We start from the raw sequence: 20,990 nt of genomic DNA, 5'->3' as shown, positions 1-20,990 counted from the left end.
CGGACTCGATGGCGAACGGGACGAAGAAAAAGAGGCGTCTGCTACCGAAGCTACTTGCGGTAGCAGTCGTTCTCGGTCTGATCATCGTGGCTGCGTGGTATCTGCTTGCCGGAAGGCTGCCGAACACTGTGCCTTCTCCGATTCCAGAGCCCGGTCCGGGCGAACAGACGTCACAACCGGCGGATTGTGCCGATGTCTCCGTCATTGCCATTCCCGGTACCTGGGAATCGTCGGCGACCGATGACCCGTACAACCCGTCGGCCAATCCGTTGTCGTTGATGCTGAACGTGACTCGGCCTCTGCAGGAGCAGTTCGAGCCGGGGCGGGCGAGCGTGTACACGGTCCCGTACGTCGCGCAGTTCTCCAATCCGATCGCGTTCCCGCCCGACGGTCAGCAGTCTTACAACAACTCCCGCACCGAGGGTGCTGCGGTAGCGAAGGCCGAAATGTCCCGCGTCAGCGAGCATTGCCCGCTGACAAGTTACATCCTGACCGGCTTCTCTCAGGGTGCTGTGATCGCAGGCGACATTGCGGCCGAGATCGGTGCAGGCAACGGCCCGGTCTCAGCGGACAAGGTTCTGGGCGTGACGTTGATCGCGGACGGGCGCCGTGACGGCACCTCCGGTCAGGACATCGGACCGCCGGTCGACGGCGTCGGCGCCGAGGTTGCGCTGGGCGGTCTCGACTTTCCCGGCGTCACGATGACCGGGGCCCGCGCAGGCGGATTCGGTTCACTCGATTCGGTGGTCAATCAGATATGTGCGCCAGGCGATCTCATCTGTACTGCCCCGTCGGAAGGTTTGTCGCTTCGGAACATTCCGCAGAGCCTCGGAATTCTCGTGGGTGCTGCAGGTAATCCGGTGCATGCGTCGTACAACACCTTCGTCGTCGACGACAGCGGCACGACGTCGACGCAGTGGATTGCGCAGTGGGCGGCCGGTCTGATCGAGCAAGCGCCGTCGATTCCACACTCCTGAGCAGAGGGGCGGGGCCCAGTGGAGGAGTCACAAGGTCCGCACCGCCCTCTGAGGAATAGGCACAAAGCTGGTCCTCGTGTACCCCGGCAGGTGTATTCCCGGGTGGTGAGCAGATAGAGTGGCCGCTTGGACTAGGCGCAATCGGCGCTGGAATCTACGCGTACCCGCATCGAGGAGACCTATACATGTGTTCCGCCCAAGCCCCGGATCTACCCGCTGACGGGCAGATCAGGGCGCTTCGTCCGTTCCGCTTCGCAGCTGGCGGTGAGGGCAACGCCGAGGAGGGTGGGGCGCGCAAGTTCATCAAGCTGGCGCAGCTGGCAGAGGAGCTCGGCTACGACAGCTTCATGATCCCGGATCACCTCGGCAATCAGGTCGGCCCGATTGCAGCGCTCGGAGCGCTCGCGGTGGCGACGGAGAAGATCCGTCTGGGTACCGCAGTTCTCGCGAACGGGTTCCGGCATCCGGCGATTCTCGCCAAGGACGCCGCGACCATCGACGTTCTTTCGGGTGGTCGCCTCGAGCTCGGGCTGGGCGCAGGTTGGATGCGGGACGAGTACGACAAGGCAGGTATCACCTACGACCGGCCGGGCGTTCGGATCGAGAAGCTCGAGGAGAGCCTCCAGATTCTCGATACTTTGCTTCGCGGCAAAGAATGCAATTTCGAGGGCAAGCACTTCAAGATCACCGGATTGAAGGGCAGCCCACGGCCACGTCAGGGACCGAGACCGCCGATCTGTGTCGGCGGCGGTGGCCCTCGGATGTTGGCCCTGGCCGCAAAGTATGCCGACATCATCTCGGTCGTACCGAGTTCGACGAAAGACGGCAAGCTTCGTCTGTCCGGTATGACATTGGAGAAGACGCTCGAGCGCGTCGAGCTCATCCGTGAGGCAGCCGGTGAGCGCTTCGAGGAGATCGAACTGAACTGGGCCATCACGACCATCGTGGTCACGGACGATCGTGAGCAGATGGCGGAGATGGCATTGGCTGCTCTCGACAACGGCTATCCGCCGAACGTCGACGTGGATGTGAAGTTGAGTATCGAGGATATTTTGACCTCGCCGTATCTCGCGTTCGGAACCTACGAGGAAATTGCCGATCAGATCCGTAACGTTCGCGCGAAGACGACGATGTCCTATGTCGGGGTTTTCCCCACACAGATGGAAGCGTTCGCGCCGGTCATCGGTTTGTTGAAGGGTGAGTGACCGGACGTTCGGCCGTCGAAGGGCGGGGCCGGCGGGTCTGGCCTTCCTGACAATTACCAGCTAGTAATATTTCACGCTGTACTGCGTTTGCGTGAGTCGAGAAGAAAATTCGGGGCGCGGGCCGTTGCCCGTTCGTGCAGCAGCAGCGGATTCCGCGGAGGAGAAGCGAACACATGAGCCACACATTCGATGAATACATCGATGAGAACGGCCACATCGTCATCGGCGAGGGTAAGACTCTCGTCCGCCATGTCGAGGTGAACGTTGCACAGAATGCCGACACACTGGCATATCGATTCATGGACTATTCGACCGAACGCGACGGTGAAGCTCACGAGCTCACCTGGGCGCAGTTCGGACGTCGTCTACGCGCCGTGGCCGCTCGTCTGCAACAAGTCACCTCTCCGGGTGATCGTGTCGCAATTCTGGCGCCGCAGGGGCTCGATTACGTCATCGCATTCTTCGCAGCCATCTACGCGGGCACCATCGCTGTTCCGCTCTTCGACCCGGACGAGCCGGGTCACTCCGACCGGCTGCATGCCGTGCTCGGCGACTGTGAGCCGTCGGCCATTCTCACAGCAACCCAGTCCGCAGCAGGGGTTCGAGCATTTTTCCGAGGACTGCCCGCCGCGCAGCGTCCGCGCATCATCGCCGTCGATGCCATTCCAGACAGCGTCGGCGAGACCTGGGTGGAACCGGACGCCAAGCTCGACGACATCGCGTATCTGCAGTACACCTCGGGTTCGACCCGCACCCCGGCCGGTGTCGAGATCACCCACCGCGCGGTCGGCGTCAACGCCCTCCAAATGGTGGACAGCATGGAGATCACCGTGGATTCACGCGGTGTCACCTGGCTGCCGATGTTCCACGACATGGGATTGCTGACGGTCATCCTGCCCGCCCTGGGCGGCCGGTACATCACCATCATGAGCCCACGTGCGTTCGTGCAGCGCCCATGGCGCTGGATCAAGGAACTTGCCGCGGTCTCCGACGGCGCGGGCACGTTTGCGGCTGCTCCCAACTTCGCTTTCGAGCATGCCGCGCAGCGTGGGTTGCCGAAGAACGGCGAGACACTCGATCTTTCCAATGTCATCGGGCTCATCAACGGCAGTGAGCCGGTCACCACGTCGTCGATGAAGAAGTTCAACGACGCTTTCGGTCCGTACGGCCTCCCGAAGACGGCAATCAAGCCGTCCTACGGCATGGCGGAGGCCACGCTGTTCGTCTCCACCATCAATCACCGCGACGAGGCCAAGATCGTGTACGTCGACCGTGTCGAGCTCAACGCGGGCAACTTCGTCGTCGTGGATCAAGATGCGGTCGGCGCAATTCCACAGGTCTCCACTGGTGAGGTTGCTCGAAGCCAGTGGGCTGCCATCGTGAACTCCGATACCGCGAGCGAGGTCACCGACGATCACGTCGGTGAGATCTGGCTGCACGGAGAGAACATCGGTCTTGGTTATTGGGGCCGTGAGCAAGAGACCATCGAGACTTTCCACAACAAGCTCGTCAGTCGTATCCCTCAGGGATCGCATGCCGAGGGTGCAGCCGACGACGCCAAATGGATGCGCACCGGTGACTACGGCGTCTACCACGGCGGCGAGCTCTACATCACCGGTCGCGTCAAGGACCTCGTGATCGTCGACGGAAGAAATCACTACCCACAGGACATCGAATTCTCCGCGCAGGAGTCCAGTAAGGCCTTGCGTCCAGGATTCGTGGCGGCATTCTCGGTTCCACTGAACCAGCTGCCCGAGGTCGTGTTCGAATTCAGCGGCTCAGCCCTGACCAAGGACCCCGACGACAGTTCGGAGCAGCTCGTAATCGTTGCCGAGCGCGCGCCCGGTTCCGGCAAGGCCGACCCAGCACCGATCGCAGGCGAGGTTCGCACCGCGATTTCCACCCGCCACGGTGTGACGGTTCGCGATGTACTCCTTGTGCCTGCCGGTTCCATTCCGCGTACTTCGAGCGGCAAGATTGCTCGACGCGCATGCAAAGCCGCTTACATCGAGGGCACCCTGCGCGGCGGTCACCAGCAGAACGCTTTCCCCGACGTGGAACAACCGGACTGAGTGTCACCCGGACGTTCTTCAGAGACCACCTTTTCCAATGGACAGGTAGCTTGGTGAGTTGATGGCAAACCATGAGATCGATGCCGTACGAGTGACAGACAGCTCTGGGGCGGATATGACCGTGTCGCAGCTGCGTGAGTGGCTGCGCAACTGGGTCGCCGACGCCACCGGGCAGCCGGTTGCGCAGATTTCCGACGATCGGCCGATGGAAGAGTTCGGTCTCGCCTCTCGCGACGCCGTCGCACTCAGCGGTGATATCGAGGAACTCATGGGTGTCACGTTGACCGCTACGGTCGCGTATCAACATCCGACGATCGCGTCGCTCGCCATCCGCATCATCGAAGGCGAACCCGATGTTCCCGACGAGGCCGCCGACGACGCGTACTACCTCCAAGGCAGAGCGGCTGGTTCTTCGCACGACATCGCCATCGTCGGCGTCTCGACGCGCTTCCCAGGCGCAGGGCACACGCCCGAAGAGATGTGGACGATGCTCAGTGAGGGCCGCGACGGCATCACCGACCTGCCCGAGGGGCGGTGGCAGGAGTTCACCTCCGATCCGGTCATCAAGGCAGCTGTCGACGCGACCGTCACCAAGGGCGGCTACCTCGATGACGTCAAGACGTTCGACGCGGAGTTCTTCGCGATGTCACCCAATGAAGTCGTCAATGTCGATCCTCAGCAGCGGCTGGCACTGGAGCTCACCTGGGAAGCCCTCGAGCATGCACGGATCCCGGCCAGTTCCGTCAAGGGCTCGCAGGTCGGGGTCTTCATCGGTAGCTCGTCCAACGATTACCAGTTGCTTGCTGTCAGCGACCCGGCGGTTCACCCGTACGCACTGACCGGTACTTCGACGGCCATCGTCGCTAACCGGGTGTCGTACTTCTACGACTTCCGTGGACCGTCCATCGCGGTGGACACCGCATGCTCGTCCGCACTCGTGGCGGTGCACCAGGCAGTTCGAAGTTTGCGCGACGGCGAATCCGATCTCGCCGTAGCCGGTGGCGTCAACATGTTGCTGGCACCGCCGATCACCGTTGGCTTCGGCCAGACGGGAGTACTGGCGCCGGACGGCAAGATCAAGGCCTTCTCCTCCGACGCCAACGGCATGATCCGATCCGAGGGTGGCGGCCTCGTCGTGCTCAAGCGGGTCGAAGACGCCGAGCGCGACGGAGACGACATTCTCGCGGTCATCGCCGGTTCGGCGATCAATTCTGACGGTCGCTCCAATGGTCTTCTCGCACCGAGTCCCGACGCTCAGGCGGACGCTCTTCGCTTCGCCTACCGTGATGCCGGCATCAACCCGTCCGGGGTCGACTACATCGAGGCCCACGGCACCGGCACCATTCTCGGCGATCCCATCGAGGCGGACGCGCTCGGACGCGTCGTCGGACGGGGCCGTAGCGAGGACAAGCCCGCGCTGCTCGGTTCGGCGAAGACGAACTTCGGTCACCTCGAATCCGCTGCGGGTGCAGCAGGTTTGATCAAGGTCGTCCTAGCACTACAGCACAACCGGTTGCCTGCCTCGCTGAACTACGCGGGCCCCAACCCTTACATCGACTTCGACAAGGCGCATCTGAAGGTCGTTTCCGAGGGAGCCGAGTGGCCTCGATACACCGGCAAGGCCGTCGCCGGGATCTCCGGTTTCGGTTTCGGCGGCACCAACGCGCACGTCGTGGTCACCGAATACGTCAAGGCTGTTCCGGCAGCTCTCGGCGCGGAAGTTGCACCAGCGGAAGCTGATACACGCATACAGGTATCTGATGTCGAGACCACGGACCCGGTTGCCGAAGCCGAACAGATTCTCGTGGAGTCCGTTCCGCAGACTGTCGTGCTGGCAGTCTCGGCCGCACTGCCCTCCAGGCGTAAGCGCGCCGCTTCGGAGCTGGCAGACTGGCTCGAAACCGAAGCCGGAAGCATCACTCCTCTTGCCGATGTCGGACGGGCACTGGCCAAGCGGAACCACGGACGTTCTCGTGCAGTCGTTCTCGCTTCGACGCACGCAGAAGCCATCACCGGATTGCGTGCCATCGCCTCTGGAAAGCCAGGGCAGGGCGTGTTCTCCGCGGACTCGCCTGCATCCAACGGAGCCGTCTGGGTGTTCTCCGGCTTCGGCTCACAACATCGCAAGATGGCACATGCGCTGTACCGCAACAATGCAACGTTCGCCGCTGCGGTGGACGAGGTCGACGAACTGCTGCTCGACGAGGCCGGTTACTCCATCAAGGAGATCATTCTCGACGATTCGCAGAACTACGAGTTCGAGAACTCGCAGGTCGCCATCTTCGTCATTCAGATTGCTCTGGCGGCAACACTGCGTGCCCATGGCGCCGAACCTTCAGCCGTCATCGGACATTCGATGGGTGAGGTCGCTGCGGCATACGTCGTGGGTGGGCTGAACCTCGAAGACGCGGTTCGCATCATCTACGCGCGCTCACGACTTCTCGCGGAAGGCCAGGAAGGTCTCGGTGCGGCGTCCCAGGGCGCAATGGCGCTCGTGGAGTACACGCCGGACGAGGTCACTGCGCTCACCGATCAGTTCCCCGACGTCGAGCCATGTGTCTATGCGGCTCCGACACATACGACTGTCGGCGGACCACGCGGACAGGTCGTGGCACTCGTCGAGATGGCCGAGGCCGCTGGCAAGATGGCCCGCATTCTCGATGTGAAGGGTGCAGGCCACACTGCTGCAGTCGACCCACTCCTCGGTGAGCTGGCGGCGGAGTTGGCAGGCATCGAGCCTGGAAAACTTCGTGCCGGTGTCTATTCTTCGGTTGACAAGCAGGCGCACTACCGCGCCGGCCACGAACCGATACACGGTGTGGAGTACTGGACCAAGGGCATGCGAAACCCGGTCTACTTCACGCAGGCAGTCGATATCGCCGTCGGCGACGGTCACACCACGTTCGTCGAGTTGGCTCCCAACCCCGTCGCGCTGATGTCGATCGCGGGTACGGCATGGGCTGCAGGAGTTGCCGATTCGACGTTGATCCCGACACTCAAGCGTAAGGAAGACGAGTCCGAGACGTTCCTCGCGGCACTCGCTCAACTGTACGTACATGGTCACGTCCTCGATCTGACGACGCTGTTCGACGATGGCGACTACGCAGCCATTCCGCGTACCTCGTACCTGCGCAAAGAGTTCTGGCTCGACTCGCGAATCAACTCGAGCGGTAACTCCCACGTCCCCGGTTCCCGGGTTGCGCTGCCGGACGGTCGGCACGTGTGGGAGGTGCAGGCATCGGCTCTCGGAAGTTTCGACGAGCTGGTGAAGGCAGCAGCGTCGCAAGTTCTTTCGAGCGTCGAACTCGGACACGCGGTGTCACACGCAGCGGTCCCCAAAATTGGGACCGTCGTCACGACGGTGACCTCCCACCTCGGTGGCGCGTCCGTTCAGGTGCACGCCCATCAGGGATCTGCGTTCACTCTGCTGCACGAGGCCGTGGTCACCTCCGGCGATCCGCTACCGGAACCCGTTGTCGCTGTGGCGCAGTCGTCGACCTCGCCGATGGAAGAGCTGCCGGAGGTCGTCGAGACGTTCGGTGATCGCTGGGACGCGAACGGTAGTCAGAAGCTAGAAGACCGGTTGGCGATCATCGTTGCCGAGTCGATGGGATACGCCCCAGAGGACCTCCCACCCGAGGTGCCGCTGATCGAACTCGGTCTCGACTCACTGAGCGCTGTGCGTATCAAGAACCGCGTCGAATACGAATTCGACATACCCACCGTGCAATTGCAGGCAGTACGAGATGCCAACCTGCTCGAGGTCGAGAAGTACCTGCGATACGCGCTGGAGAATCGTGAAGAGGTTGCGGCCCTCGCCGAGCAACAGGCCGCGGAGAAAGAGGCCGAGACTCGTGACTCGGTTTCCCCGGCCGCGCCCGCCGAAGCCGCACCCGACACGACGCCTGCTGTAGCGCAGACCGATTCGATGTCGGACCTGGGCGGCAAAGAAGGGTTCGCCGAGGCTGCAGGCTCCGACGTTCCGCCGCGCGACAACGCCGAGCGGATGACGTTCGCGACGTGGGCCGTCGTGACGAAGGAGTCCGCCAAGGGCATCTTCAACACGTTGCCGATCCTCGACGACGAGGTGGCCGAAAAGTTGGCGGCCCGATTGACCGAGCGGGCCGGTGGCGAAGTCACTTTCGACGACGTCCTCGACTCGGAGACCATCGAGCAGCTGGCCGAGAAGGTACGTCCGCACCTCGAAGGCGGCGAAATCGACGGAGTGGTACGCAACTTGCGCGCCCGCCCCGAAGGTTCCACGGCCACCCCGGTGTTCGCATTCCACTCGGCGGGCAGCTCCACGGTCGCCTACGAGCCGCTGCTCCGCAAGCTCCCAGCCGGAACCCCGATGTACGGACTCGAACGCGTCGAAGGCCCGATCTCCGTGCGCGCCGCAGAATATGTGCCGCTGATCCGTGCAATCCAGCCGGAAGGTCCCTACGTATTCGTCGGATGGTCGCTCGGCGGCATCCTTGCGTACGAAGTTGCCAGGCAAATGGAGGAACAGGGCATCGAGGTGGCCTACATCGGGCTGCTCGATACGGTGATGCCGGGAACCGAGATCCCGGACACTCGCGACGAGGTGCGCAAGCGGTGGGAGCGATACGCGGCCTTCGCCAAGAAGACCTACGACGTCGACTACCCGATTCCGTACGACAAGCTGGTCGAAGCCGACGACGAGGGCCAGATCCGAATCATCACCGATCTCGTCAAGCTCAGCGGTGCGAAGATCCCCGGCGGCATCATCGAACATCAGCGAACGTCCTGGTTGGACAACCGTGCCATTCAGACAGCGGAACTGAAGCCGTACGGCGGACCGGTGACGCTGTACATGGCCGACAAGTACCACGACGATGCCATCGCCTTGGAGCCCGCCTATGCCACCCGTGAAGCCCACGGTGGGTGGGGGCCTGTTGTGAAGAACCTCGAGATCGTCGAGATCGGAGGCGATCACCTTGCGATCGTCGACGAGCCGTACATTGGCAGAATCGCGGCACACATGACGAAGAAGCTCGAAGAAATCGAGTCAGGAGCTAAGCCTTGAGTGGTACCACCGCCGAAAAGTTGGCCGATCTGCGCGCCAACCTCGAACTCGCCAGAGAGCCGGCGGGTGAGATAGGTATCGCCAAGCGGGCGAAGAAGGGCATCCCGAGCGCTCGACAACGCGTGGACTCGCTACTGGACCCGGGCAGTTTCATCGAGATCGGTGCACTGGTCAAGGCTCCGAACGATCCCACCGCGCTGTACAGCGACGGAGTGGTTACCGGGCACGGCACCATCGACGGGCGACCGGTTGCCGTGTTCTCCCACGATCAGACTGTCTTCGGTGGCACCGTCGGCGAGATGTTCGGTCGCAAGGTAGCGGGCATCATGGACTTCGCGATCAAGGTCGGTTGCCCGGTCATCGGAATCAACGACTCCGGCGGCGCGCGCGTGCAGGATGCCGTCACCTCGCTCGCGTGGTACGCCGAGCTCGGCCGTCGGCACGAGCCGTTGTCCGGCATGTGCCCGCAGGTATCGATCATCCTCGGCAAGTGTGCCGGCGGCGCCGTTTACGCACCCATCAATACCGATGTCGTCGTCGCCACCGAAGAGGCGTACATGTTCGTCACCGGGCCGGACGTCATCAAGTCCGTCACCGGAGAGGACGTCAGCCTCGACGAACTCGGAAGTGCACGCAAGCAGGCCGAATACGGCAACGTCCACCACGTTGCCGCGGACGAAGAAGCAGCATTCGCATGGGTACGGAACTACCTGAGCTACATGCCGTCGAGCTGCCAGGAAGACCCGCCAGTAGTCAATCCGGGTATCGAGCCCGAGATCACCGAGTCGGACCTGTTGCTTGACAAGGTCATGCCCGACGCCGACAACGCCGGCTACGACATGCACGACATCATCCTTCGCATGTTCGACGACGGCGAATTCCACGAGATGTCCACGGGCATCGCACAGAACGTCATCACTGGACTCACCCGCGTCGACGGTAAATCGGTCGGTGTAGTCGCCAATCAGCCGATGTTCCTGTCCGGAGCACTCGACGCCGACGGCTCGGACAAAGCAGCACGCTTCATCCGGATCTGCGACGCCTACAACATCCCGCTCGTCTTCATCGTCGACACTCCAGGCTTCCTGCCCGGCGTCGACCAGGAGAAGGTCGGCGTCATCAAGCGGGGCGGACGATTCCTGTTCTCCTACATCGAAGCATCGGTTCCCAAGATCACCGTCGTGGTTCGCAAAGCCTACGGCGGCGGCTACGCAGTCATGGGCTGCAAGCAACTGGGTGCCGACATCAACTTCGCTTGGCCGACCGGCCGTATCGCCGTCATGGGCGCAGAGGGTGCCGTCAACATCATCGGCCGCAAGCAACTCGCCGCGGCAGGAGACAACGCCCCGGCAGTGCGAGCACAGCTCATCAACTTCTACAACGAGCACGTAGCAACACCATGGGTCGCGGCCGAACGCGGTTACATCGATGCAGTCATCGAACCGTCCCAGACGCGCCTCGAACTCCGCAAAGCACTCAAGCTGCTCGAGAACAAAGAGGTGTTCAAGAATCCGCGGAAGCATCACCTGCTTCCTATCTAATTTTCTCGCTTGAATGGTCCATTCATACGATCAGTTAGCTTGTGTGCGCCATTCATGCAGTGCGCGACGGCTGTTCGGCCGGTTCGAGGCGCGCCTCACCATCCGCTTGAATGATCCATTCATACGATCAGTTAGCTTGTGTGCGCCATTCATGCTTGGGCGATGTGCACAGGTGGCCGCGGGCGGGCAAGTGCACGGGCGTAGCCGGCTCGAAGGTCGTCCAGTACCCCTGATGGGTCGTCTCTGATCTGCTTCGGCAGGTGCGCAACGATGATGATTCCGATACGTTCCATGTCCGCTCGACGTTTCAGGGTCTTGGCGTGGTCGGCTGGGCTCAGGTGATGGGCGAACGAGTCTATCTGCCAACCGAATCCGACAGTATCTATCCAGCCGTCGGGTCGTCCGAGAAATCTGCCGTCGGTGTCGAGGATGTCGCGGTTGTGGACCATTTTCGGAAGCCCCGAGGTGATGTAGAGCTTCTGTGCTTGAACCTCGGCAACGGAATGCGCATCGTCGGCAAGTTCGCTCGCGGCTGCCCAACCGACGGCGCCGTGACGTCGGGGGCCATCCCTGAGTTCGCGGACTATCTCGTCGAGATCGGCCGCACCGCGTTGAACAGCTTCCGCGAACAGGCGAGTGCAGGCCCCGGTATGCCGCAATGCCCGTGCGGCGTCGACGAGCGCGCGTGGCAGTGGGGCGACGGCCAAGCGGCCACGATGTAATGGTTCCGGTAGGCGGTGCGTCCGCTCGACACGTACGAACGACGACGACGCTCGACGCATGGTCGCCGGAACGAGGATGTGGACGTCGCCCCCGACACGGTCGAAGCCGTGCTGCATTACGGCGGTGCCACCGGTGAGCATGCTCTGTTCGCCGCCATAGAGCAAAGCGGCAGATTGTTGTTGTAGAAGCGTGGGACTGCCATTGTGCAACAGGATGATTCCCGGCAGTATTCGACGCCACTTGCCGCCGTCAGCAGTTCGCAGGGTAATAGATCCGTCCGACACTCCGCATTGTCGAAGTGCCCGACGGGTGATGACGCCGTTGAGGGATGCCCCATCCAGGATGTATCGGTTCGTTGCCCAGCTACCGCGTTTCATAAATGGCAGTTTGCAGAGTTCGGCGACGGTCGAACGCCCTGCGACCAGGGCAGGCCGGACGCGTGTTGAGGCAGGCTTTGACTGTGGACAACTCGGCGTAATTGCCGAGACAAGGCTCCTGAATGTCAGTGCCGTGCGCTATGTGGGCCGGCGATACCGCCCTGATGACCGGCCCACCACCCGTCGCGCGCTGCTTGAATGGCGCCCCGAAGCTATCTGATCGTATGAGTGGACCATTGAAGCGGGTGGTGAAAGCCCACCCACCCCAACGGCCCACCACCCGTCGCGCACTGTTTGAATGGCGCCCCGAAGCTATCTGATCGTATGAGTGGACCATTGAAGCGGGTGGTGAGGCCCGCCCCAACGGCCCAATAGCCGTCGCGCACTGTTTGAATGGCGCCCCGAAGCTATCTGATCGTATGAGTGGACCATTGAAGCGGGTGGTGAGGCCCGCCCCAACGGCCCACCACCCGTCGCGCGCTGCTTGAATGGCGCCCCGAAGCTATCTAATCGTATGAGTGGACCATTGAAGCGGGTGGTGAAAGCCCACCCACCCCAACGGCCCACCTCCAACGGTGAAGCTACTTGTCGAACACCCGCAGATTCCCGGGAGTCCAGAGGCCCGACCTGGTGACCTCGGAGGTGTCGATGGTCGGTGGGACTGCTTGTGGGTAGTACTGGTCGTAGCGCTCGAGGGAGCCCCAATCACGGGCCCAGTCGCGGTCCAGGTAGGTGGGAACGGTGACGGGCTTGGCGAGGAGTTCTGCCCAGCCGAGGGGGCCGCCGTTGTCCCCGGATTGCCAGGTGTCGGTAGAGCTGACGGCCAGTGGACGGTCGGGGAGGATGCGGTAGTTCGGTACTTCGGCGACGCCGTATTGGTGGTCGAAGGGGCGCTGGCACGGGAATTGGAGTCCGACGGCCCAGTCGAGTAGGACGGGTTGTTCGCTGCCGATGAGGCTGTTCAGCGTTTCGAGCTGTGGTACTCGCGGCGGGGTGAACGCGAACCATTGGTCGCCGGTGAGGTTGGGGTCGTTGGCAACGATGCGTACGGCATCGGCGCTTTCGGGTAGGTCCGCGATGGGGATGCGGAGGTTGCGCCACGATGGAGCGGGTCCGATGTCGCGGGGCAGGTAGGTGCCCTGGACGTCGATCGTTCCGTCGGGTTGGCGAGTGCCGTACTCCACGAGGAGGGACTGCCCGTAGGTCAGTGCGCCGGTGTCGTCGACCGACAGGATGCGTCCGGCGGCCGAGATGACGATCAGCGGTGCGGTGTCGGATCTTTCGGGGAGTGCGTACCAGCTGGAGGTCGCCGACGCGGGTTCCTGGATTCCGGGTTGGTAGGAGCCGAGGACCGGGGTGGTGGCGGGGTCGAGTCCGAAGGGGAGTGCGGCGGTGGATCCGTTGACGCCACGGTCGCCGATTCCGCCTCCGGTTCCGGAGCTCTGGCCTTCTTCGAAGGCCGGTCCGACACTTTGCTGGTCGGTATTGCCTTGTCCTGGTTTGACTTCCACGGCGTCGGCGCTGAGGTCGGTGGGAATGCCGTTGGGAGTGAATTTCGAGGGGTCTTCGCCACCGAGGGGCCCGGTTTCGGCGTTGAAGCCGGCGGGGATCGGATCGAGGACGCCGGCGTTGGGATCCGATTCGACGAGAACGTCGGTGGCCAAACCGCAGCTCTTGCCGGTCAGTGATTCGATATTGGACCGGGCCAGTGAGTATGCGGGGTACTGCGAGACGGCTCCCTTGACGAGCGAGAGGATCTCGAAGAGGACCATGAGTCCGGCGACGACGGTGAGCGGTGCTGCAGCGAATTTCTTGATGCGTCTGCCGCGTTCGCTGGTGGCTCGTGGTTGCGGTGGCGCGTATCCCTCCCTGAGGTACTGCCAGGCAGCGAGCGCCAAGGCGAGTGCGAACAGGGCGAGGAACAGTGTTCCGGATTCGTTGCCGGCGAGGGACACGGTCTTGTCGAACCACGGGACGCCGTAGCTCGAGACGTACCAGTAGCCGTTGATGCCCGAAAATGCCAGTGCGAGAACGAACATCAGACCGGCAAGGAAGATCGTGCGGTTTCTGCGCGATCGGAGTGCACTGGCCGAGATGGCGACGGCCGTCAGTGCCGCGAGGCTACCGGCGATACCGGCGTACGAACCGAAGTGGTGCGTCCACTTGGTCGGGTTGAACATCATGAAGAAGATGGTTCCGAATACGACGCCGATGAGACGCCATGCGGGTCCGTTGGCAATGCCGGGGACGCGTCGACGTCGCAGCAGGATGAACAGTGTCGAGAACAGGCACAGCAGCATCACCAGGAATGCGAATCGGCGTGCGACGGAACCGTCGACGGTCTGGACGAACAGGTAGTAGTAGCGCAGGAAGTCCTGGTACCACGCCTCGCTCGGGCCGATGGCCGTACGGACTCGGGTGGATTCGATGACGGTGGCGAAGGTCTGGTCGGCGAAGACGACGACGAGAACGAGGAATCCTGCCGCTGCAAGTGGCGCTACGAGTGCCAACGTACCGACTTGGCGATGACGTCGAATGACGATTCGAGCCATGGGCCGTGCGCCTGCCAACAATGCTGCGACACACATCAATCCGGTAGGTGCGGCAGCGAGTGTGAATGCGCCGATCAAGAAAGCGGCGGCCGCGGGTAGCAATCTTCCGGTTGCGATGGAGCGTTCGATCGAGCACCAGGTGAGCAGCGCACCGACGGCAACGATCGGCTCCGGGCGCAGTCCGTTGTTGTACGGCAACCAGAACGCAAGGAATACCAGACCACCGGTCCACAGTGCGACGTTCGATTTGCGTACTGCGCGACCCAGGCGCGGAACTACCTCGCGGCTGATAACCATCCAGCACAGGATTCCGGCGATCAATGCGGGTAGGCGGATCCAGGGGCTGGCCGTGGACACCTTGGCGAACAGTGCGAGGACATCGTAGTACCAGCCGAACGGTGCTTCGGGGACGCCGAACCACCGGAAGTAGTTGGCCATGTAGCCGGACTTCTCGGCCGCGCGGGCCATGGTCAGCAGGTAGCCGTCGTCGGAGGTATTTGCTCCGACGAAGTGCCAGCCGATCAAGACGCCGACGACCGTGAAGTCGATGCCGGTGAACTTCCACCAGTTCGACGGGAAGAAGCGGCGGTGACCGCGGCCGTCGATGCCGTCGAGTCGGCCGAGCGCGCCCACAGCGAGGATGGTGCAGATGACCGCCAGGATCATTGCGAGCAATTTGAGGATCGTCGGGCTCGAGGAGAACCGCGAGTCGACGTCGATCGTCGCCGACATTCCTGCGGGCGCGGCACCGGAGAGGTCGGTGAAGAGTCCGACGACCTGAGGACGTAAGTCGCCGTCGAGTCGTCCGGAGCGTGGATTGCCCTGCCTGTCGGACAAGCCGGTGAACTCGGCCGTGGTCGAGTCGATGTCCGAGGTGATCTCGATGGAGCCACACGCGGCGCCCTGAACGTCCGCGCGCGGTGCTGTGGCGACGACTACGTTGCGGTCCAATACATCGACGGAGGCTTCGCTGACGCGCACGAAGAGGCTGTTGAGCGCTGCCCCTTCACCCTGAGGTGGTGCGGTTGCCAGCAAGAGGCCGCCCGACGGCGGTAGCTGTGCGACGGCGCTGCACGGGATGCTCGCAGTGAAGGCGAGGGGAGCCTGCGACACGAGAGGTGCATCGATGTCTTGCAGCGAACCGGCCTCGGGCCAGTTGATCGTCGACGTGGTCTGCACGACCGGAAGAAACGGGGTCAGGATCGCGAGAAACGCGCCTAGCAAACCGGTGATGATGGCAACCAGGCGCGTGGTGCGCACCTGGGATCGAAGATCGACTGCAGAACCCTTCCTCGGTGAGGCGGAGGGCACGGCGGAAGAATCTGTCACGGCGTCGGGCACGGTTGACGATGGTATGCGAGCGCGATCGGTTCACCGCATTCGCATCGTGAAAGAACCGGGAAGATACCCGTTTCATTCGACCCTGATCGGGCCCTCCGACTCCCATCCGCTGCGTGTCACGGTCCCGACCGTCAGCTCTGCGGGCGTTGCGGACGGATCGAGTGGGCTGAACCGTTCGAGTGATCCCCAGTCGCGGTCGAGGTCGTCGCGCAGATAGGTCGGGACGACTTCGGCGGAGAGTACGAGTTGTTGCCAGCCGAGGGGGCCTCCACCGAACGCGTCCATGACCGGACTGTGCGCGGCCGCGCCACTCCGATCCGGCAGTATCCGGTACTCGGGCAGTTCCGCGACGCCGTCTTTGTGGTCGAACGGGCGTTGGCACGGGAATCCGAGCGCGACGGTCCAATCGAGCATCACCGGTGTATCGGATCCGATGACGTCGACGAGCGGGACTGTGCGCGGTATGCGCGGGGGTGTCACGGCAAGCCATTGGTCGGACGAGATGTCGGAGTCGGTTGCGACCAGTCGGACCCGATCGGCATTCTCGGGAATCTCGGACAAGGGCACGCGGAGATTGCGCCAGGACGGCTGCGGTCCGACGTCGATCGGAGTTACTCGTCCGAGAACCTGATCGCCGGCGGCATACTCCACTTCGAGCGGCTGGCCGGATGCGACGATGCCGTCGGAGTCGACGGATCTGATTCGGCCGGCCGCGCTGATGGCAAGGAAATCCCCGTCGGGCAATGTGGGGAGTGAGAACCACTCGGTGGTGAGGGTCGAGGGCTCCGATGTGTCCGCGCCGTAGCTGCCGAGGATGGGTGTGCGCGAGGGGTCCAAACCGAAGGGCAGTGCGACGGAGCTTCCGTTGATGCCCGTGCCCTCGGTGGTGCCGCCTTCGGTGCCTGAGGACCCGGAGGAACTCGACGTCTGCTGATCGGTTGTCGTGTCGTCGCTGAATCCGCGTGTGCTCTCTTGCGATACGTCTTCTTCGTCGGCGGTGAGGTCGGTCGGGACACCGTCGGGTGCGAAGCCTGCGGTGCCCTCACCTGCGAGGGAATCTGCAAGGGTGGAACCGATCGGCGTCAGCATCGCCTCATTGGGGTCCTGTTCCACCAGTACGTCGTTGGCCAGGCTGCAGGAGTTTCCGGTCAGTGCGTTCAGGTTCGAGCGCGCCACCGAGTAGGCCGGATACTGTGCGACCGCACCTTTGACGAAGGACGCGAGTTCGAACAGCACGACGAAGGCGGACATGACCGTCAGAGCCGAGACTCCGAAGCGCGCGGACCTGGCAGTGGCACGGTAGGGCGCGCGTAAATGCTGCCATCCGGCGTACAGCAGCGCGAGAACTGTCAGTCCGAGGAAGATGGTCGAGAAGCCTTTTCCGAGGATCATCGGAGGCTTGTCGAACCACGGGATGCCGTAACTCGAGACGTACCACCAGCCGTTGGAGCCGGTGAACGCGAGAGCGGTGAGAAACAGTACGGCTGCGGTGAACAGAGTTCGGTTTCGTGGGTTGTCGCGTGTGGCCGATGCGACGGCGATCGCAGCAACGGCGGCGAGTGACGCGGCCAGACCGGCGTACACACCGAAATGGTGGGTCCATTTGGTCGGGGTGAACATCATGAGAGCCAGTGCGCCGATCACGATGCCGACGATCCGACGCGAGGGCCCCAGTGCCACACCGGGAATGCGGCCGTTTCGACGCAGCATCACGACGATCGTGGTGATGACGCACAAGATCATGACGAACACAGCGAATCTTCGAGCGAGTGAACCGTCCGGTGTGATCTCCATGAGCGAGTCCCAGCGGGTGCGCTCTTCGAACCACGGCACGTTCGGGCCCACAGCGGCACGTGCCCGCGTTGCTTCGAGGACCGTCGAGAGGGTTTGGTCGGCGAAGACCGCGGCGACGATTACTACACCCGACGCGAGAATCGGTAGCAGGACCGGGAACCAGCCGACGTGACGAGCACGCGAGATGAGAACGCGGACGAGCGGTCTACCTCCTGCCAGCAGCGCCGCGACGCAGATGAGTCCAGTGGGCCCGGCGGCGAGCGAGAACGCCGCGATGAGCACAGCGACGGCTGCGGGAAGCAACCGGCCCGTCGCGATGGCACGTTCGACCGAGCACCAGGTCAACAGGGCGCCGAGGGCAATGACGGGCTCGGGGCGAAGACCGTTGTCGTATGGGAGCCAGAACGCCAGAAAGACGAGCCCGGCGGTCCAGATCGCAACCTTGTCCGACCGCACTGCGCGACCGAGGCGCGGAATCACCTCGCGGCTGATGACGGCCCAACACAGCAGACCGGCGATCAGCGCAGGCAGTCGCATCCATGGGCTGGCCGTGGACACCTTGGCGAATGCGGCGAGCATGTCGTAGTACGGCATGCCGAACGGAGCCTCTGGGACACCGAACCAGCGGTAGTAGTTGGCCATGTAGCCGGCGTGTTCGGACACTCGTGCCATCGTGAGCAGGTAGCCGTCGTCCGAGGTATTGGCGCCGATGAAATGCCAGAGAACCAGAACGCCGGCGACCACTCCGTCGACGACCGTGATGCGTAGCCAATGCGAGGGGAAGAATCGGCGTCCGCGCCGTCCGTCCCGCAGGTCCAACCGGTGCAGCGCGATCAGCGAGATGATCGTGAAGATGACTGCGGCGGCCATCGCGAGTTTCTTGAGAAGCGTTGGGGTGGAAGAGAATCGCGAGTCGATCTGGATATCGACACGCAAGTCGGCCGGCGCAGCCCCCTGCAATTCGGTGAAGATGCCGACGGTCTGCGGGCGCGCGTCGCCGTCGATCGAGCCTGTTGCATCGGTGCCCGGTGCCGACGCGGTCGATCCGGTGTTCGTCGAGCTGATGTCGACCGACGAGCAGGACGCCAGCTGTGCGTTGGTGAGAGTGAGCAGGACGCGCTCGCGCAGCACGGCCTGCATGCCGCTTTCAGTGCGGGTGACGACCAGTCCGACGCCTTGTGCGTCGGGGGCGCTGGGCGCGGTGGTGGAGAGAACGAGTGTGCCGGGCGGTGCGTTCTCGATCACGGCACATGGAATGGACGCGTCCAAAGACAGCGGTGTGTAGGAAATCAACGGCGCTTCGACGGACGTCAGCGTCCCGTTCTGCGGCCAGCTGATCGACGCCGAATCCTGAGTGACCGGCAACAGCGGTGTCAGGACCGCAGCGAGCACGGCGATCACGCCGGCGACGACGGCAACGACTCCGGCGGAGATGCGTGGCGACGATTTCCGAGAAGTCGGGTTCGGTGCGGTGGCTGCGGCGGTGGACACGGTTGCCCATGCTATTGCACGGTCACGTCGTCGCTCGTTTCGTGCAGGTCAGTGTGTCAGGGTGTGAGCGCACGCACGTCCCAGACCCACACCCCACCGTGGAACTGGGCTTGGGTGCCCAGGAGAGTATCGACCGTCGCACGCAATGCCCTGTTGTTCTTGCCCGGTGGAAGCACGACTACGTCGGCGTTCCAGTAGTCCAGATCTTCGATGGCCTGCTTCTTCTGCTCGGCGGTGATGTCCGGAACCGTGCCGGAGTTCTGGATCGAGCCCAGCAGAAGTGCTGTCCTTCGGTCGACGGCACCGTATTTCGCCTTCTTGTCTTCGTGATCGCTCGGTCCGACGAAGTAACCGGCTGCCAGCGGGAAACCCATCCCGGCGTCGATCTGCCACAGCAGCGGACGGGCGTCCTCGGGTCGAGGTAGCGGAACGGTGACGATCGAACCGCCGTCGAGGTAGTCCCGCCATTCGCCGTCGGCGAAGAACGCCGGCGTCGGGGTTCTCTCCACCGCCTGCAACGGCGTCGGGAACAACGGAAGGAGAGCGAGCGCCAACGCGATCGACCACAGGCCCGGCAACGGGCGAAGGCCGCGTCCGAATGCCTTGTCGGTGGCCAACACCAGGATCAGCGCGAGTGCGGGCACCGCGCCGAGGACGAATCTAGTTTCCAACACGGATTCGACGAGTGGGGCCTCCGCGAACCACTTCCACGGAAGTTCGATTCCGGTGTCGTTCTTGCCGATGTACAGCACGGTCCCGAGTGAGAGGACACCCATGACGACCGCGGTAGCGGCAGCCGCTCGCACTCGGGCGTCGCGCCACATCCACAACGTCGCAGCGAGACACAGCACGAGCAGTGGCCAACCGAGATAGGCGTTCTCCTCGGTGGCATTGATGCGCACGTCCTGGCCCGGTGTCACCTTTCCGCCGATGGACTGCGTCGGGAACTGGAAGAGGGCTTTGGCGTCGTTACCCATGTTGCCGTGCTCGATGAACGAGTAACTCTGCGGACCGAAGAATTGCCACCACAGCGGAACAGCAACGACTGCGACGGCGATCACGGCTGCGATCGGCAGGCTTTTGGCCGCATTGGCGACCGCTGACACGATGCTTCGAGGGTTGCCGAGGTAGAAGACGGCGGCGAAGATTCCGAACGAGATCGCGAAGATCAGCAATGGTTCTTCGCCGAGCAAGATCTGCAGCGCAACGACGAGTCCGAGGGCGATCGTCCGCTTTGCCGTCGGTCCGTCGTGTGCGATGTGGATGACCATCGAGGCGATCACCGGCAGCAGGAACAGGACGACGAAGTTCGGATGACCGTTGGCGTGCGAGACCATGGCGGGGGCGAAACCGCAGAGTGCACCGCCCAAGGCGGATGCGCCGCGCGATGCGCCCAACCTGCGCGCAAACAGCCAATACCAGGCGTAGGCCGTACCGGCGAGACCGACGGTGAGCCCGATCGCCCAGGTCACCGTGGGGCCGAACAGTAGCGTGATCGGCGCCAATGGGATCGACAGACCGAACATCGCGGTGTTCGCCATCATGTTGACGCCCGCGGGGTAATTCTGCAGATCACTCCACAGTGGGTTGTCGAGATGCGCGACCGAGTGCGCCGCGACGGAGAGGAACCACTCCCACATGGCCTGGTCCTGGCCACTGTTGTAGAGGTATCCATTGCTGAGGTTGCGCCATTGCCCCTGCATGACGAACAGTGCGAGGACCGCGAACAACGAGGCAGCCGCCACGTCGGCGCGGTCCACGCGCGAGATCAGCACAGTGCGTACACGCGTCGAGATCGACCCGCGTTTCGACGCCGGGGCAGTCTGCGGCTGCTCGAGCACAGTCCGATCAGTGTTTGTCATCGCGCTGC

The 20,990-nt window shown here is 63.2% G+C and carries 9 protein-coding genes; 5 read left to right on the top strand and 4 right to left on the bottom strand.

Annotated features, from left to right (window positions below; translation table 11 throughout):
* The first annotated feature begins 8 nt into the window (after positions 1-8).
* The 5 genes from O1W68_RS05170 to O1W68_RS05150 all read left to right on the top strand — a co-directional run bounded on the left by O1W68_RS05170 (position 9) and on the right by O1W68_RS05150 (position 10,842).
* Positions 9-977 carry a cutinase family protein gene (locus tag O1W68_RS05170; protein WP_269301849.1) on the top strand — a complete coding sequence of 323 codons (969 nt, stop codon included), beginning with the start codon at positions 9-11 and terminating at the stop codon, positions 975-977.
* Between the two features lie 185 nt (positions 978-1,162).
* Positions 1,163-2,182 carry an LLM class F420-dependent oxidoreductase gene (locus O1W68_RS05165; RefSeq protein WP_269301848.1) on the top strand — a complete coding sequence of 340 codons (1,020 nt, stop codon included), beginning with the start codon at positions 1,163-1,165 and terminating at the stop codon, positions 2,180-2,182.
* A gap of 173 nt (positions 2,183-2,355) precedes the next feature.
* Complete coding sequence (gene fadD32 / locus O1W68_RS05160; RefSeq protein ID WP_269301847.1) at positions 2,356-4,254, top strand: long-chain-fatty-acid--AMP ligase FadD32; 1,899 nt, start codon at positions 2,356-2,358, stop codon at positions 4,252-4,254.
* A gap of 115 nt (positions 4,255-4,369) precedes the next feature.
* Entirely contained in the window at positions 4,370-9,301 is a 4,932-nt protein-coding gene (gene pks13 / locus O1W68_RS05155; RefSeq protein ID WP_269302790.1) for a polyketide synthase Pks13, read from the top strand.
* A complete protein-coding gene (locus O1W68_RS05150; protein ID WP_269301846.1) occupies positions 9,298-10,842 on the top strand; it encodes an acyl-CoA carboxylase subunit beta in 1,545 nt (514 codons plus the stop codon). Before pks13 ends, O1W68_RS05150 begins: the two co-directional genes overlap by 4 nt.
* A 149-nt stretch (positions 10,843-10,991) precedes the next feature.
* On the opposite strand, the gene O1W68_RS05145 is transcribed toward O1W68_RS05150, so the two are convergent.
* From O1W68_RS05145 to O1W68_RS05130, 4 genes are all read right to left on the bottom strand, one after another.
* On the bottom strand, positions 10,992-11,942 hold the full coding sequence (locus O1W68_RS05145; protein ID WP_269301845.1) for a hypothetical protein: 951 nt from the start codon (positions 11,940-11,942) through the stop codon (positions 10,992-10,994).
* 581 nt (positions 11,943-12,523) lie between these two features.
* Complete coding sequence (locus tag O1W68_RS05140; RefSeq protein WP_269301844.1) at positions 12,524-15,835, bottom strand: arabinosyltransferase domain-containing protein; 3,312 nt, start codon at positions 15,833-15,835, stop codon at positions 12,524-12,526.
* A gap of 72 nt (positions 15,836-15,907) precedes the next feature.
* Positions 15,908-19,120, bottom strand: a complete 3,213-nt coding sequence (locus O1W68_RS05135; RefSeq protein WP_269301843.1) for an arabinosyltransferase domain-containing protein — start codon at positions 19,118-19,120, stop codon at positions 15,908-15,910.
* 56 nt (positions 19,121-19,176) lie between these two features.
* On the bottom strand, positions 19,177-20,982 hold the full coding sequence (locus O1W68_RS05130; RefSeq protein ID WP_269301842.1) for a glycosyl transferase: 1,806 nt from the start codon (positions 20,980-20,982) through the stop codon (positions 19,177-19,179).
* Positions 20,983-20,990 lie beyond the last annotated feature (8 nt).

Origin of the sequence: Rhodococcus sp. H36-A4 (assembly GCF_027158005.1) — a bacterium.
Classification (GTDB): domain Bacteria; phylum Actinomycetota; class Actinomycetes; order Mycobacteriales; family Mycobacteriaceae; genus Rhodococcoides.
The sequence above is the reverse complement of the archived record's forward strand: the minus strand, read 5'-3'. Positions and strand labels throughout refer to the sequence as shown.

Excerpts from the sequence above, each read along its gene's own strand:
- O1W68_RS05170 (WP_269301849.1), top strand. The coding sequence starts at position 9 with ATGGCGAACGGGACGAAGAAAAAGAGGCGTCTGCTACCGAAGCTACTT.
- O1W68_RS05165 (WP_269301848.1), top strand. The coding sequence starts at position 1,163 with ATGTGTTCCGCCCAAGCCCCGGATCTACCCGCTGACGGGCAGATCAGG.
- fadD32 (WP_269301847.1), top strand. The coding sequence starts at position 2,356 with ATGAGCCACACATTCGATGAATACATCGATGAGAACGGCCACATCGTC.
- pks13 (WP_269302790.1), top strand. The coding sequence starts at position 4,370 with ATGACCGTGTCGCAGCTGCGTGAGTGGCTGCGCAACTGGGTCGCCGAC.
- O1W68_RS05145 (WP_269301845.1), bottom strand. The coding sequence starts at position 11,942 with ATGAAACGCGGTAGCTGGGCAACGAACCGATACATCCTGGATGGGGCA.
- O1W68_RS05130 (WP_269301842.1), bottom strand. The coding sequence starts at position 20,982 with ATGACAAACACTGATCGGACTGTGCTCGAGCAGCCGCAGACTGCCCCG.